This is a genomic window from Streptomyces bambusae (assembly GCF_020532645.1).
Classification (GTDB): domain Bacteria; phylum Actinomycetota; class Actinomycetes; order Streptomycetales; family Streptomycetaceae; genus Streptomyces; species Streptomyces bambusae.
On record NZ_JAJAUZ010000108.1, the window covers coordinates 1 to 13280 of the forward strand.

Annotated in this window: 13 protein-coding genes; 5 read left to right on the top strand and 8 right to left on the bottom strand. The window is 73.5% G+C overall.

All coding sequences use genetic code 11. The features are described from left to right. Positions 1 to 171: 171 nt before the first annotated feature. The 7 genes from LG634_RS36675 to LG634_RS36700 form a co-directional block, all read right to left on the bottom strand. Positions 172 to 1860 (bottom strand): dipeptide ABC transporter ATP-binding protein, encoded by a 1689-nt coding sequence (locus LG634_RS36675; RefSeq protein ID WP_226740769.1) that lies wholly within the window; start codon positions 1858 to 1860, stop codon positions 172 to 174. Then, complete coding sequence (locus tag LG634_RS36680) at positions 1857 to 2846, bottom strand: ABC transporter permease (RefSeq protein ID WP_226740770.1); 990 nt, start codon at positions 2844 to 2846, stop codon at positions 1857 to 1859. The genes LG634_RS36675 and LG634_RS36680 overlap by 4 nt, the downstream gene beginning before the upstream one ends. Then, entirely contained in the window at positions 2843 to 3847 is a 1005-nt protein-coding gene (locus LG634_RS36685; RefSeq protein WP_226740771.1) for an ABC transporter permease, read from the bottom strand. Before LG634_RS36685 ends, LG634_RS36680 begins: the two co-directional genes overlap by 4 nt. Further along, positions 3844 to 5592, bottom strand: coding sequence for an ABC transporter substrate-binding protein (locus LG634_RS36690; protein ID WP_226740773.1), 1749 nt, complete (start codon positions 5590 to 5592; stop codon positions 3844 to 3846). Before LG634_RS36690 ends, LG634_RS36685 begins: the two co-directional genes overlap by 4 nt. A 170-nt stretch (positions 5593 to 5762) precedes the next feature. Next, on the bottom strand, positions 5763 to 5858 hold the full coding sequence (locus LG634_RS38540; RefSeq protein WP_372482562.1) for an Ms4533A family Cys-rich leader peptide: 96 nt from the start codon (positions 5856 to 5858) through the stop codon (positions 5763 to 5765). A gap of 56 nt (positions 5859 to 5914) precedes the next feature. Beyond that, positions 5915 to 7501 (bottom strand): DUF3152 domain-containing protein, encoded by a 1587-nt coding sequence (locus LG634_RS36695; RefSeq protein ID WP_226740774.1) that lies wholly within the window; start codon positions 7499 to 7501, stop codon positions 5915 to 5917. Between the two features lie 8 nt (positions 7502 to 7509). Continuing rightward, positions 7510 to 8472 (bottom strand): alpha/beta fold hydrolase, encoded by a 963-nt coding sequence (locus LG634_RS36700; RefSeq protein WP_226740776.1) that lies wholly within the window; start codon positions 8470 to 8472, stop codon positions 7510 to 7512. Between the two features lie 119 nt (positions 8473 to 8591). Here LG634_RS36700 and LG634_RS36705 point away from each other — a divergent pair, with 119 nt between their 5' ends. The 4 genes from LG634_RS36705 (at position 8592) to LG634_RS36720 (ending at position 10478) form a co-directional block, all read left to right on the top strand. Further along, positions 8592 to 8807: an Rv3202a family protein gene (locus LG634_RS36705; protein WP_226740777.1), complete on the top strand. Its 216-nt coding sequence runs from the start codon at positions 8592 to 8594 to the stop codon at positions 8805 to 8807. Between the two features lie 189 nt (positions 8808 to 8996). Then, on the top strand, positions 8997 to 9644 hold the full coding sequence (locus tag LG634_RS36710; protein WP_226740779.1) for a TetR/AcrR family transcriptional regulator: 648 nt from the start codon (positions 8997 to 8999) through the stop codon (positions 9642 to 9644). Between the two features lie 130 nt (positions 9645 to 9774). Then, positions 9775 to 9999 (top strand): DUF3107 domain-containing protein, encoded by a 225-nt coding sequence (locus LG634_RS36715; protein ID WP_226740781.1) that lies wholly within the window; start codon positions 9775 to 9777, stop codon positions 9997 to 9999. Between the two features lie 188 nt (positions 10000 to 10187). Continuing rightward, positions 10188 to 10478: a hypothetical protein gene (locus LG634_RS36720; protein ID WP_226740782.1), complete on the top strand. Its 291-nt coding sequence runs from the start codon at positions 10188 to 10190 to the stop codon at positions 10476 to 10478. Positions 10479 to 10560: 82 nt separating this feature from the next. On the opposite strand, the gene LG634_RS36725 is transcribed toward LG634_RS36720, so the two are convergent. After that, a complete protein-coding gene (locus LG634_RS36725; protein WP_226740784.1) occupies positions 10561 to 11376 on the bottom strand; it encodes a ferritin-like fold-containing protein in 816 nt (271 codons plus the stop codon). A gap of 422 nt (positions 11377 to 11798) precedes the next feature. Here LG634_RS36725 and LG634_RS36730 point away from each other — a divergent pair. Next, a partial coding sequence (locus LG634_RS36730; protein ID WP_226740785.1) for a DEAD/DEAH box helicase occupies positions 11799 to 13280 on the top strand: 1482 nt, incomplete at its 3' end.

Consider the following 13280-nt stretch of genomic DNA (forward strand, 5'->3'; position numbering starts at 1 on the left):
CGGGGGCGGGGGGGGGGGGGGCGGGGGGGGTGGCCCCCCCCACCACCGGAAGGGGTGAAGAGTCGTAACTTTCGAACGCTCCGACCGTTCCCCCGCGCCAAACCGTGCTAAGCCGCCGTGGCCCGCCCCGGGCCTCGCACCGGGCCCCGCACCGGGCCCCGCACGGGTCCCCTACGCGCCCACCGGCACCGCGGACGCCGTCGCGCCGGGCTCCGCCCCCGCCCGCCGGGCCGCCCGCCGGGCCGCCGCGGCCGCCGGATCGAGGGCGGGCACGGCGGCCAGCAGCGCCCGCGTGTACGGGTGCTGCGGGTTGCCGTACACCTCGTCGACGGGTCCCTCCTCGACGATCCGCCCGCCCCGCATCACCGCGACCCGGTCGCTGACCTGCCGTACCACGGCCAGGTCGTGCGCGATGAACACGAGCGCCAGGCCCAGTTCCCGCTGGAGGTCCGCGAGCAGGGCGGTGACCTGCGCCTGGGTGGTGACGTCGAGCGCGGACACCGGTTCGTCGCAGACGATCAGCCGGGGCCGGGGGGCCAGTGCCCGGGCGATGCCGACGCGCTGCCGCTGGCCGCCGCTGAACTCGTGCGGGTAGCGGTCGTAGTGCCCGGCCTCCAGGCCGACCCGGACGAGCAGTCCGGTGACGCGTTCCCGGATCGCCGCCTCGTCCCGTTCGCCCGCGGCCCGCAGCGGGTCGGCGATCGACTCGCCGATGCTGCGCCGGGGGTTGAGCGAGGACACCGGGTCCTGGAACACCATCTGCACGCCGGGCACCGCGCCGGACACCTCGCGGCCGTCGTACCGGACCTGTCCGCCGGAGGGTTCCAGCAGGCCGACGAGCATCCGGCCGAGGGTGCTCTTGCCGCTGCCGGACTCCCCGACGATGCCGAGGGTCTCCCCGGCGCGGACGGCCAGGCCGACCCCGTCCACCGCGGTGACGACGGCCTTGCCGCGGCCGAACCGGCGCCGCAGCCCGATCGCCTCGGCCACCGGCTCCGCCGCCCCCGCGGCTCCGGGCGGACCCGCCGCGGCCGCCCCCGCCCGGACCTCCCGTACCCCGTCCACCCGCGGCACCGCATCGAGCAGTGCCGCCGTGTACGGAGCGGCGGGCGCGGACAGCACGGCGGCCACCGGCCCGTGCTCGACGGCCCGCCCGTGCCGCATCACGAGCAGTTCGTCCACGCTCTCGGCGGCGACCCCGACGTCGTGGGTGACGAGCAGCAGCGCCAGGCCGCGCTCCTCGCGCAGCCCGTGCAGCAGGTCGAGGATCTGCGCCTGCACGGTGACGTCCAGCGCGGTGGTCGGCTCGTCGGCGATCAGCAGCCGGGGTTCGCAGGCCAGCGCCATGGCGATGAGGGCGCGCTGGCGCATCCCGCCGCTGAACTCGTGCGGCCGCAGCCGGGCCTTGCGGGCGGCGTCGGGGATCCCGACCCGGTCCAGCACCTCGACGGCCCGGGCCCGGGCGGCCCGCCGGGACACCTTGTGGTGCACCCGGTGGACCTCGGCGATCTGGTCGCCGACGGAGTAGTACGGGTCGAGGGCCGACAGCGGGTCCTGGAAGACCATGGCGGCGGTGCCGCCGCGCAGGCCGCGCAGTTCGGCGGGGCCCGCGGCGGCCACGTCGAGGCCGCCGACCCGGACGGTGCCGCCGAGCCGGGCGCCGGTGCCGCGGTGCAGTCCGAGCAGGGCTGCGGCCACCGTGGACTTGCCGCTGCCGGACTCGCCGACGATGCCGAGGGCGCGGCCGGGCGCCAGCCGCAGCGACAGGTCGTCCACGGCACGCAGCCACTGCCCGTCGCCGACGGGGAAGTCCACGCTCAGCCCGTCGACCTCGACGAGCGGTTCGGGGTGTTCGGTCACGTCAGGGCCACCCTTCGGTCCGCGACGGCGTACAGGAGGTCGGCGAGGGCGCCGGCGAGGACGACCGCGACGCCGGTGACGAGGACCACGCCGGTGACGACCGGCAGGTCGACGACGCGCACTCCGTCGATGAGGGTCTTGCCCAGTCCGGGGATGCCGAACAGGGACTCGGTGAGCACGGCGCCGCCCATCATGGTGCCGAGGTCGACGGCACTGAGCGCGATCACCGGCGGCAGCGCGCCGCGCAGCGCGTGCCGGGTGACGACGGCCCGCTCCCCCACGCCGTACGCGCGGAAGGTGCGGATGTGGTCCTCGGCGAGCGTCTCCAGGGCGGAGCTTCGGGTCAGCCGGGCGTACTTGGCGCTCTCGAAGAACCCGAGGGTGACCCACGGCAGCAGCAGGTTCCAGGCCCACTGTTCGGGATCCTCGGTGAACGGCACGTACGTCGGGAACGGCAGCCACTGGAGGTACGCGCACACCAGCATGAGCAGCAGCAGTCCGAGGATGAAGACGGGGGTGCCGGTGCCGGCGAGGGTGAGGACGGTCAGGGCGCGTTCGGTCAGCCCGCCGCGGCGCAGCGCGGAGAGCAGCCCGGTTCCGACGCCGATGACGAGCCAGAGCACGAGCGCACCGAGGGCGAGCGAGAAGGTGGCGGGCAGCCGGTCGAGCAGCAGCTCGGTGACGGGCCGGTCGTTCTGGTACGAGAAGCCCAGGCAGGGCGCGTCGCAGTGCAGGGTGCCGGTGCCGGCGGAGTAGTCGCGGCCGGCGACCAGGCCCTGGAGGAAGTGTCCGTACTGGGCGAAGACCGATTCGTTCAGGCCGAGTTGGTCGCGCACCTGGGCGACCTGCTGCGGGGTGCAGCGCTCTCCGCAGGCGAGCCGGGCGGGGTCGCCGGGGGCCAGGTAGAAGAGGGCGTAGACGGCGAGGGACAGCGCGAGCAGGACGAGCAGGGCGCCGGCGAGTTTCTTGAGGACGAAGCCGGTCACGGCGTCCGCTCCTTTCGGGACCGGGCCCCGCCGCGGGTGCGGCCGACCCGCAGCCGGCTGCTCTCGCGCGGGTCGAGGGCGGTGCGGACGGCCTCGCCGAGGACGGTGAAGGCGAGCACGGTGGTGAACAGCAGCCCGGCGGGCAGCAGGACGTACATCGGGTCGGCGCGGAACCAGGTCTGCGCGGTGGACAGCATCTGCCCCCACGAGGGGGTGGGCGGCTTGACGCCGACGCCGAGGAAGGACAGGGAGGCCTCGACGACGATGTTGGCCGGCAGCAGGATCGCCGCGTAGGTGATGACGGGTGCCGCCAGCGAGGGCAGCAGTTCGCGGCGGGCGATGCGCAGCGGTCCGTTGCCGGCGAGCCGGGCGGCGGCGACGAAGTCGAGGCTGCGCAGGGTGAGGGTCTGGGCGCGGACGACGCGGGCGGTGCCGCCCCAGCCGAGCAGTCCGATGACGAGGATCAGCAGCAGCGGGCGGGGGAAGCCGGCGGGGACGACCGCGGTCAGCGCGATGGCGAGGATCAGCATCGGCAGGGCGAGCATGACCTCGGTGAGGCGGCTGATGAAGGTGTCGGCGAGCCGGTTGCCGAGTCCGGCGGCGAGGCCGGCGGCCAGGCCGACGGCGACCTGGACGGCGGTGGCGCCGAGGGCGACGAGCAGGGAGATCCGGGCGCCGTACAGCAGCCGGGTGAGCAGGTCGCGGCCGGTGCCGGGTTCGACGCCGAGCCAGTGGTCGGCGGAGGCGCCGCCGAAGGGGCCGAGCGGTACGCCGCCGCGCGCGGAGTCCACGAGGTCGTCGTGGAAGGCGTTCGGGTCCTGGCCGGTGAGGTGGGCGACCAGGGGTGCGGCGGCGGCGAGGAGGACGAGGAGCGCCAGGACGGCGCCGGCCAGGACCGCCGAGGGGCGGTGCCGCAGCCGGCGCAGGACCTGCCGGGCGGTGCCCGCGGCGGGGGTGGTGGTCCCCGCCGCGGGCGCCGCGGCTGTCGGTGCGGTGGTCACTTGACGGCGACCTGCGAGATGTCGAGGACGCCGGTCCAGTCGCTGATCACGATGTTCTTGACGTCCTTGCCGACGAGCCGCTTGTAGACGGGGTGGAACAGCGGGACGTCGAGGGCCTGCTCGCCGATCTTGCTGTCGAGGGCGCCCCAGCGCTTGGCGGCGGCCGCCAGGTCGGTCAGCTTGGCGATCTCGTCGATCTCCTTGTTGACGGCCGGGTCGTCGAGCTGCGCGTGGTTGTAGTTGGAGCCGTCGGTCACGATCTGCCGGCCGTCGAAGATCGGTGCGAGGAACGGGGCGCCGGAGGGCCAGTCGGCGCCCCAGCGGGAGAGGAAGAAGCCGGGGGTGTTCTTCGCGTCCCAGCGGCGCTCGTTGAACGCGTTGTTCTCCAGGCCTTCGAGCTTGACGGTGATGCCGGCGGCGGCGAGGGCCTGCTGGACGGCGGTGGCCACCTCGGGGCTGGTCTGCCGGTTCTGGGCGGTGGAGTGGGTGAGGGTGACGGTCAGCCCGTCCGGGTGGCCGGCCTCCTTGAGCAGGGCCTTGGCCTTGGCCGGGTCGCCGGTCTTGCCGGCCGGGAAGTGGTCGTACTTGGTGAAGCCGAAGGCGGCCTGCTCGGGCAGGAAGGTGGTGGCGGGCTCGGCGAGGGCCGAGCCGCCGGCCGCGTTGATCACGCTGGTGCGGTTGATCGCGTACGAGATGGCCTGGCGCACCTTGGGGTTGTCGAACGGCTTCACCTTCGGGTTGAAGGCGAGGTAGTTGACGTAGCCGAAGTGGCCGGTGCCGACGCGGGCGGCGAGTTCCTTGTTGCCGCCGATCTGGGCGAGTTCGGCGGGGCCGAGGTTGGTGTCGGTGGTGACGGCGGCGGCGTCGGCGCCGGAGCTGGTGGACAGCCGCTGGTTGATGACGGCGGCGTCGAGCCCGGAGCGGACGTCGACCTTGTCCGGGTAGGCCTTGCGCTCGGCGTCGGTCTTCGGGTCCCAGTGCGGGTTGCGCTCCAGCACCAGGCGCTCGCCGTCGTTCTCGTTGGCGGTGACCTTGTAGGGGCCGGAGGAGACGGGGTGCTCCTCGTACTTGACCCCGGTGTCCTTGGCCTTGGGCACGGGAGCGAACTGGGTCTGGGTGGCGACGAAGGGGAACTCGCCCTCGGGCTTGCGCAGCTTGAAGACGATGGTCTTCGCGTCCGGGACGAGGATGGACGCGAGGCCCTTCCCCTTCTTCCCGTCGGATGCAGCCTTGTAGGGGCCCTGGTACGTGTCCCCGCCGACGAGCCAGTCGCGCAGGTAGGGCGCGCCGCCGGACAGCTCGGCGGCGAAGGACCGCTCGATGCCGTACTTGATGTCGGCGCTGGTGATCGGGGTGCCGTCCTCGTACTTCAGCCCGTCCTTGAGGGTGTACGTCCACTCGGTGGCGTCGGCGTTGGGGCGGCCGGTGTCGGTGGCGAGGTCGGGGACGACCTGGGTGCCGGCGGCGCCGTTCTCGCGGTTGCGGGTGGTGAGGGTGCGGAAGACCAGCGAGGGCACGTTGCCGCCGCCGGAGGTGTAGAGGCGGGCGGGGTCGAAGTCGCTCTGCGGCTCGTTGTTGAGGACGGTCAGCGTGCCGCCCTTCTGCGGGGCGCCGGCGGCGCCGGCCTTGCCCGCCCCCTTCGCGGCGTCCCCGCTCTCGGGACCGCAGGCGGCGAGGCCCCCGGCCAGGACCAGGCTGACGGTGACCGCGGCCGTGCGGCGCGATATGCGGGACTGAGGACGCATGGGAAAAGAACCTCTCGGCGGATCGGAACGAAACGGAATGCCGCGCGAGGGGTTGCAGCCGGGAGGCTTCTGCGAGCCGTGCCGGAAAGGGAATTGCAATGCCGCACCCGCGGGCGTGGGAATGCCCGGGCGCGGTGCGGAAGGGATGCCGACGGCGCGCTGGGCGGGTGTCAGCTACAGAAGATGTCGGCCACGCTGTGCGCGGTCACGCCGAGGAGCGCCAGCTCGATGGCGGCGCTCGCGGTGATGGCGTGGTGGTGCGACATGCCGAGAACAATTGCCGATGGCCGGACCGTTGTCAACGCGAATTGTGTACGGAGCGTCAATTGCCGGGATATACCCAGGGGTTGGGCTTGCAGACGATTCCGTTGAGGGAGAGGGATTTGGTCTGCTGCTGCATGATCGGGGCGAGTGCGCCGGGGGTCGTGCAGTTGACGTGGCTGTGGCCGAGGCGGTGGCCGACCTCGTGGTTGATGAGCATCTGCCGGTAGGCGAACATCTTGTCCGGGCCGAAGGTGTCCGAGCCCTGTGCCCACCGGAACGCGTTGATCATGACGCGCTCGGTCTGTGCGGAGTCGCAGGAGACGTTGCCGACGACGGTGTCGAGGTCGGACTTCGCGCACCAGGTGCCGGTGGTGCCGGGGCTGGCCAGCGTGATCACGAACCGGGTGTCGCCGGACGCCACCCGCTCGAAGGTCATGTCGCCCTTGCCGGCCCAGCTGCGCTTGTCGTTGAGGGTGCGCTGCACGGCCTCGGCGAACAGCGCGGCATCGAGGTCGAGCCCGTTCTCGACGTCGACCCGGTAGCGGATCTTCTCGCCCTTGCCGGGGGCCTTCGCCGTGCCGGGCACGGTCCGGAAGGTGTCGGGGCCCTTGAGCTTGGGGTCGATCGGGTACTGCGCGGCCATCTTCTGGTCGTACGTGAGCACCGCCGGGGCGGCGGGCCGCTGCGGGGCGGGCCGGTCCTCGGAGCGGGAGGCCGGCGGCAGGGCTGCGCGGTCGGCTCCGCCGGGCGCGGCCTGGGCGTCGGGTTTCTCCTTCTCGCCGGTGACCTGTCCGGTGACGAACACGGCGAGCACCGCCGTGACCAGGGCGGCGGCGATCCCGGTGTATGTGCGCAGCCGCGGGCCGCGGCGGGCGGGCCGGGCGGCAGGGGCGGACACCCGGCGGTGCGAGCCGGTGGTGGCCGACTCGGATGCGGCGGGGGCCGGGACCCGGGGCCGGGCTCCGCTGTCCGCGGGCGCGGGAGCGGGGTCGAAGGCGGTGTCGAAGGCCGTGCCGGTGCCGGTCCCGAGGTCCGTGCCGAAGGCCGTGCCGAAGTCCGTGCCGAAGGCGTCCTCGAAAGCGGCCGGTGCGCCGGGTGCCGGGTCCCGCCGGGGCCCCGGCACCGAGGGCGCGGCGGCCGGTGCGGTGACACGGACCTGCGGGATGCCGAAGGCGGGCGTGTCGGTGGTGCGGGGCACGCCGCGCCAGTCGCCGTAGCGGGTGGTCGGGCCGTCGCCCCAGCCGCCGCCCGGCTCCCGGGTCTCGGGGTGGCCGCCGCGGACGCCCGGGGCTGCAGAACCGTATCCGCTGTGGGTGACGGTGGGCTCGGACGGCGCGAAGAGGGCCGGCCCGCCGGTCTGCGACAGCGCGGTGAAGGCGGGGAACGCCTGGTGGGCGCCGGTCTCGGTGAACTCGGGGTACTGCGCGTGGGCCGAGAAGTCGGAGTGCTCGGGGAAGCCGTGCACGTCCTCGTGGCGGTCCGCCCCGTAGGAGCGGGCCGCGAACGGATCGCTGGGGTCTTCGCCGGCGGTGCCGTACACGTCGCCGCCGGTGTCGTACCCGCCGTCGAACGGCTCGTACGCGGCAGCGGGTGCCTGCTGCACGGGCGGCTCGGGGGCCGGGCCCTTGCGGCTGTGTCGTCCCACGGTGTTCCTCAGCCCCTGTCCGCGTCGCGCTGGAGGTCGCGGAAGGCGGCGGCCACGGTCTCCGGGTATTCCATCATCGCCACGTGCCCCGCCTCGGGCAGCGTCAGCAGCCGTGAGCCGCGGAAGGCGGCGGCGGCCCGGCGGGCCATCCGGTACGAGACGAGCCGGTCGCGGCCGCCGTAGACGAGCAGGGTCGGCGCGAGCACCCGCTCGGCCTGCCGCCACAGCCCGTACTGGCCGGGCAGCGTGTACGCGTCGACGATGCCGCGCGCGGACTTGACCATCGCCTCCCAGAACCAGGGGAGGGCGAGCCGGCGCTCCATCTCCGCGACGGCGTGCCGGAAGGCCTCCGGCGTGACCCGGTCCGGGTCGCCGTAGCAGAGGCCGAGGGCGCCGCGGGTGCGCTGCTCGGGCGTCCAGTCCTTGGTGAGCCGGCCGAACAGGCCGGCGGCGCCGGGCACCGCGAGGAGCGCGGTGGGGACGGCGGAGGCCTGCACCCGCAGCTCGGGCAGGGCGGGCGAGACGAGGGTGAGGGTGCGCACCAGGTCGGGGCGGGCGGCCGCGACCCGGGTGACGACGGCGCCGCCCAGCGAGTTGCCGAACAGGTGGACGGGTCCGCGGTCGTTCGCGTCGAGGTGGCGGATGACGGCCCGGGCGAGCGCGGTGACCGAATAGTTCCCGTCCGCCGGCGGCGGGGAGTCGCCGAAGCCGGGCAGGTCGAGCGCTTCGCCGTCGACGCTGCCGGCCAGCTCGGCCATCAGCGCGGTCCAGTTGAGGGAGGAGCCGCCGAGTCCGTGGACGAAGAGCGCGGGCGGCAGCCCGTCGACGGCCGGCGGCCGGGACCGGACCGTGAGGGTCAGGCCGGGCAGGGCCACGCGCCGCAGCTGCTCTCCTTCGGCCACGCGCACCGCGCTCACCTGCACGTCCACCGCGGTGGTCGCCCGGACGTCCGGCAGCTCGGTCGAAGACATGCGGCCAATGTTACGAGACGATCACGCCCGGGCTCGTGTGTTCGCGGTCACAGGTCTGCCTAGCGGTGCACCGGCGGCTCTCCTAGGCTCGTAATGAGACAGAAAGGAGGGGAGCGACGATGACTGTCGACCCGACGGAGCCGGACACCTTCCAGGATCAGCTCCAGAAGGTGCTCGACACCGAGGCCCCTGAGGCGGACGCCGCGGAGCAGCACACCGACCTCAGCCCACAGCAGGACGACCCGCTCGCCGGCGGCCGACGCGACGACGCCACCGAGGGGGACACCGCCGAGCAGGCCCGGGTGGTCGCCCTCGACGAGGACGACTACCGCTGATCCGGCCGCGGCCTGATCCGCACCGCACGGCTACCGCCGAGTACCCCGTCCGACACCCCTGACCAGCCCCGGATCCGTGTCCGAAGACCGAGAAAAGTCGGTCTCGACCCCCCAGATTCGGTTACCGAAAAGTACGATGGCGGGCGCGGCGCAGAGCGCACTGTGTTCAGGAAGAAAGTGGGAGGCGGCGTGACAGCCATCGAGCAGACCGAGGCGGCGCGACCGCGGGGCACCCGCCTGCCGCGCCGGGCCCGGCGCAACCAGCTGTTGGGCGCCGCCCAGGAGGTGTTCGTCGCCCAGGGCTACCACGCGGCCGCGATGGACGACATCGCCGAGCGCGCGGGCGTCAGCAAGCCGGTGCTGTACCAGCACTTCCCCGGCAAGCTGGACCTCTACCTGGCGCTGCTGGACCAGCACTGCGAGGCGCTGCTGCTGGCCGTGCGCGGAGCGCTGGCCTCCACCTCCGACAACAAGCTGCGCGTGGCCGCCACGATGGACGCGTACTTCGCGTACGTGGAGGACGAGGGCGGCGCGTTCCGGCTGGTCTTCGAGTCGGACCTGACGAACGAGCCTGCGGTGCGCGAGCGCGTGGACCGGGTGTCGCTCCAGTGCGCCGAGGCGATCTCGGACGTGATCGCCGAGGACACCGGCCTGTCGAAGGACGAGTCGATGCTGCTGGCCGTGGGCCTGGGCGGGGTCTCGCAGGTGGTGGCCCGCTACTGGCTGTCCAGCGAGAGCCCGGTGGCCCGCGACAAGGCGGTCGGCCTGCTGACCTCGCTGGCCTGGCGCGGCATCGCCGGCTTCCCGCTGCACGGCACGGACCAGCCGCAGCACTGACACCTCGCGGCTCGGTGTTCGCTCGCAGCGTGCGGCGGCACCACGGTCCGTGTCCCCTCTCCGGGCTAATGTGGTCCGGGTACGGCGCGGTGACACCGCGCGACCCGGACACCGTCGGAGGGACATAGCCGTGGAGGTCAAGATCGGCGTGCAGCACGCGCCCCGCGAGATCGTGCTGGAGAGCGGGCTCGCCGCCGAGGAGCTGGAGAGCGTCATCGCCGCTGCCCTGTCCGGCGAGTCGCAGCTGCTCTCGCTTACGGACGTCAAGGGCCGCAAGGTCCTGGTGCCGACCGACCGGCTCTCTTACGTGGACATCGGCGAGCCGTCGACCCGCAAGGTGGGCTTCGGCGCCTGACGCAGGACGCAGGACGCATCCGGGGACGGCCCGGCGGTTTCGACCGCCGGGCCGTCCTCGTGTGTGCGCACCACGTCCGCGCACCACGCTCACGACCGGAGCAAGTCGTACCGGAAGAGGGTTGCCCCGCGGGAGCACCGGGTAGGACGGCCAGTGACCGATTTGCCCGGACGTGCGGGAGGGAACCCATGGTCGTGGAGACACTCGGCTCGGCACTGCTCGGCCTCGCGCTGGCCTGGCTGGCGCTGCGCAGACTGCCCGGCCGGCTGCCCTCCGCGCCCGCGGTCCTGGCGACCGGCACCCTCGGCGCGGCGTTCGGCGGCTACCTCACGCACTACGTGCTCGGCCCCGGCCACACGACGGTGACGGCCTCCCTGGTCGGCGGCGCGCTGGTGGCGGCCGTGGTGCTGTCGCTGCTGCTGCGGCCGGCCCCGACGGCCGCGCGCCACCGCCCCTTTTCGGTCCCCTCGGGCGGCTGACCCGCCCCCGTACGCACTCCGGCTCCGGCGGATCTTCCGCCGGAGCCGGTGACGCGCGTACTCGTACGCGTACGCGGTGCTGCTAGGCGGCGAGGCCCAGCGCGGCCATGCGCTTGGTGTGCGCCTTGGTGATGCGCGTGAACATCTCGCCGACGGCCGCGAGGTCGAAGCCGGCGGCCATCCCGTCGACGCCGCCGACCAGCATGGTCGACAGCGCGTCGCGCTCGGCGACCACCCGCTGGGCCTGCGACAGGGCCTCGCCCATCAGGCGGCGCGCCCACAGCGCGAGCCGGCCGCCGACCCGCGGGTCGGCCTCGATGGCGGCGCGGACCTTCTCGACGGCGAAGTTGCCGTGGCCGGTGTCGTCGAGGACACCGAGGACCAGCGCGCGGGTGTCGGCGTCGAGGTGGGTGGCCACCTCGCGGTAGAAGTCGCTGGCGATCGAGTCGCCGACGTAGGCCTTGACCAGGCCCTCCAGCCAGTCCGACGGGGCCGTCTGGCGGTGGAAGTCGTCCACTCCCTTGGCGAACGGCTCCATGGCGGCGGTGGGCTCGGCCTCGATCGCGGCGAGGCGGTCGCGCAGCCGCTCGAAGTGGTGGAACTCGGCGGAGGCCATCTTCGCCAGCTCGGCCTTGTCGGCCAGGGTCGGGGCCATCTTCGCGTCCTCGGCGAGCCGTTCGAAGGCCGCCAGCTCGCCGTACGCGAGCGCGCCCAGCAGGTCCACCACGGCCGCGCGGTACTGCGGCGTGGCGGAGGCCGTCGCCCAGTCCTGGGAGGCGATTCCGGCCGGGGTCTCGTCGGCCGGGGCAGCACCGGCGTCCGGCGCGGTCACGGCGTCGGAGGCGGCCTCGGTGGGCTCGGCGTTCTGGGCGGTCTCAGGGTTCTCGGCACTCGGCATGCCGGGAACAATAGCCCGCCCGGGGGCGTCCCGAACTGCCTGGTCAGTCGGGGGAAACCTGCCGCTCTGGTGAATTCACCCGACACACCTGCGCGAATCCGGGGTACAGTGGTAATGCGCCTGCCGAATACTCGGCGGGCCATCCGAATGAGGATGCCCGGTCGGTGGCCCGATCGGCTCCAACCCGACCGCCCTCGGCGTGGTGTGTGCGTTCAAGCGCGTCACCGCCCATGAGGGGCCCCCTCAGCGGTATGAGCGCTTGAGCGAAGGCCGTGGTCCCGCGCAGCTGTGTGAAAGCCAGGCACGGTGAGACCCCCTTCCCGCCTCATGCCGCGTCTCACAGAAGAGGCAGCACCCTGACTACGTTCCGAGACCTCGGGATCTTTCCCGAGACCGCCGAAGCCCTTGAGGCCGTCGGCATCGTGTCCCCCTTCCCCATCCAGGAGATGACCCTCCCCGTCGCCCTTTCCGGCACGGACGTCATCGGCCAGGCGAAGACCGGTACCGGCAAGACGCTCGGTTTCGGCCTTCCGCTGCTGGAGCGCGTCGTGGTCCCCGCGGACGTCGAGGCCGGCCGGGCGCGGCCCGAGCAGCTGACGGACTCCCCGCAGGCCCTGGTCGTCGTGCCGACGCGCGAGCTCTGCACCCAGGTGACCAACGACCTCCTGACGGCGGGCAAGGTCCGCAACGTCCGCGTCCTCGCCATATACGGCGGCCGCGCGTACGAGCCCCAGGTCGAGGCGCTGAAGAAGGGCGTCGACGTCATCGTCGGCACCCCCGGCCGCCTGCTGGACCTGGCCGGGCAGAAGAAGCTCGACCTGTCGAAGGTCAAGGCGCTCGTCCTCGACGAGGCCGACGAGATGCTCGACCTGGGCTTCCTGCCCGACGTCGAGAAGATCATCAACCTGCTTCCGGCCAAGCGCCAGACGATGCTGTTCTCGGCGACCATGCCGGGCGCCGTCATCGGCCTGGCCCGCCGCTACATGTCGCAGCCCACGCACATCCGCGCCACCGCGCCGGACGACGAGGGCGCGACCGTCGCGAACATCACGCAGCACGTCTTCCGCGCCCACTCGATGGACAAGCCGGAGATGGTCGCGCGCATCCTGCAGGCCGAGGGCCGCGGGCTGGCGATGATCTTCTGCCGCACCAAGCGCACCGCGGCCGACATCGCCGAGCAGCTGGAGCGGCGCGGCTTCGCGTCCGGCGCCGTGCACGGAGACCTCGGCCAGGGCGCCCGTGAGCAGGCCCTGCGGGCCTTCCGCAACGGCAAGGTGGACGTCCTCGTCTGCACCGACGTCGCCGCCCGCGGCATCGACGTCGAGGGCGTGACGCACGTCATCAACTACCAGTCCCCCGAGGACGAGAAGACCTTCCTGCACCGGGTCGGCCGCACCGGCCGCGCCGGCGCGAAGGGCACCGCCGTCACCCTGGTCGACTGGGACGACATCCCGCGCTGGCAGCTCATCAACAAGGCGCTGGAGCTGGACTTCCACGAGCCGGAGGAGACGTACTCCACGTCGCCGCACCTGTTCGAGCTCCTGCACATCCCGGCGGGCACCAAGGGCGTGCTGCCGCGCGCCGAGCGCACCCGGGCCGGCCTGAAGGCCGAGGAGATCGAGGACCTGGGCGAGACCGGCGGCCGGGGCGGCCGCCGCGCTGCCGCCACCGCGGTCGAGGAGCGTCCGGCCCGTACCCGTACGCCGCGCCAGCGCCGCCGCACCCGCGGCGGGTCCGAAGTGGGCGCCGAGGTTCCGGCCGAGGCGACCACCGAGGCCGTGACGGCGCCGGAGGCGGACGCGGAGGCCGCGGCGGAGCCGCGCAAGCCGCGCCGCCGCCGGACCCGCTCGGTGTCCGCCTCGGCGGCCACCGCCGCGGTGACGCCGGTCGCCGAGCCCGCAGCC

Coding starts and splice junctions, on each gene's coding strand:
- LG634_RS36725 (WP_226740784.1), bottom strand. CDS start 11,376: ATGCCGAGTGCCGAGAACCCTGAGACCGCCCAGAACGCCGAGCCCACC.
- LG634_RS36705 (WP_226740777.1), top strand. CDS start 8,592: ATGACTGTCGACCCGACGGAGCCGGACACCTTCCAGGATCAGCTCCAG.
- LG634_RS38540 (WP_372482562.1), bottom strand. CDS start 5,858: ATGTCGCACCACCACGCCATCACCGCGAGCGCCGCCATCGAGCTGGCG.
- LG634_RS36720 (WP_226740782.1), top strand. CDS start 10,188: ATGGTCGTGGAGACACTCGGCTCGGCACTGCTCGGCCTCGCGCTGGCC.
- LG634_RS36690 (WP_226740773.1), bottom strand. CDS start 5,592: ATGCGTCCTCAGTCCCGCATATCGCGCCGCACGGCCGCGGTCACCGTC.
- LG634_RS36700 (WP_226740776.1), bottom strand. CDS start 8,472: ATGTCTTCGACCGAGCTGCCGGACGTCCGGGCGACCACCGCGGTGGAC.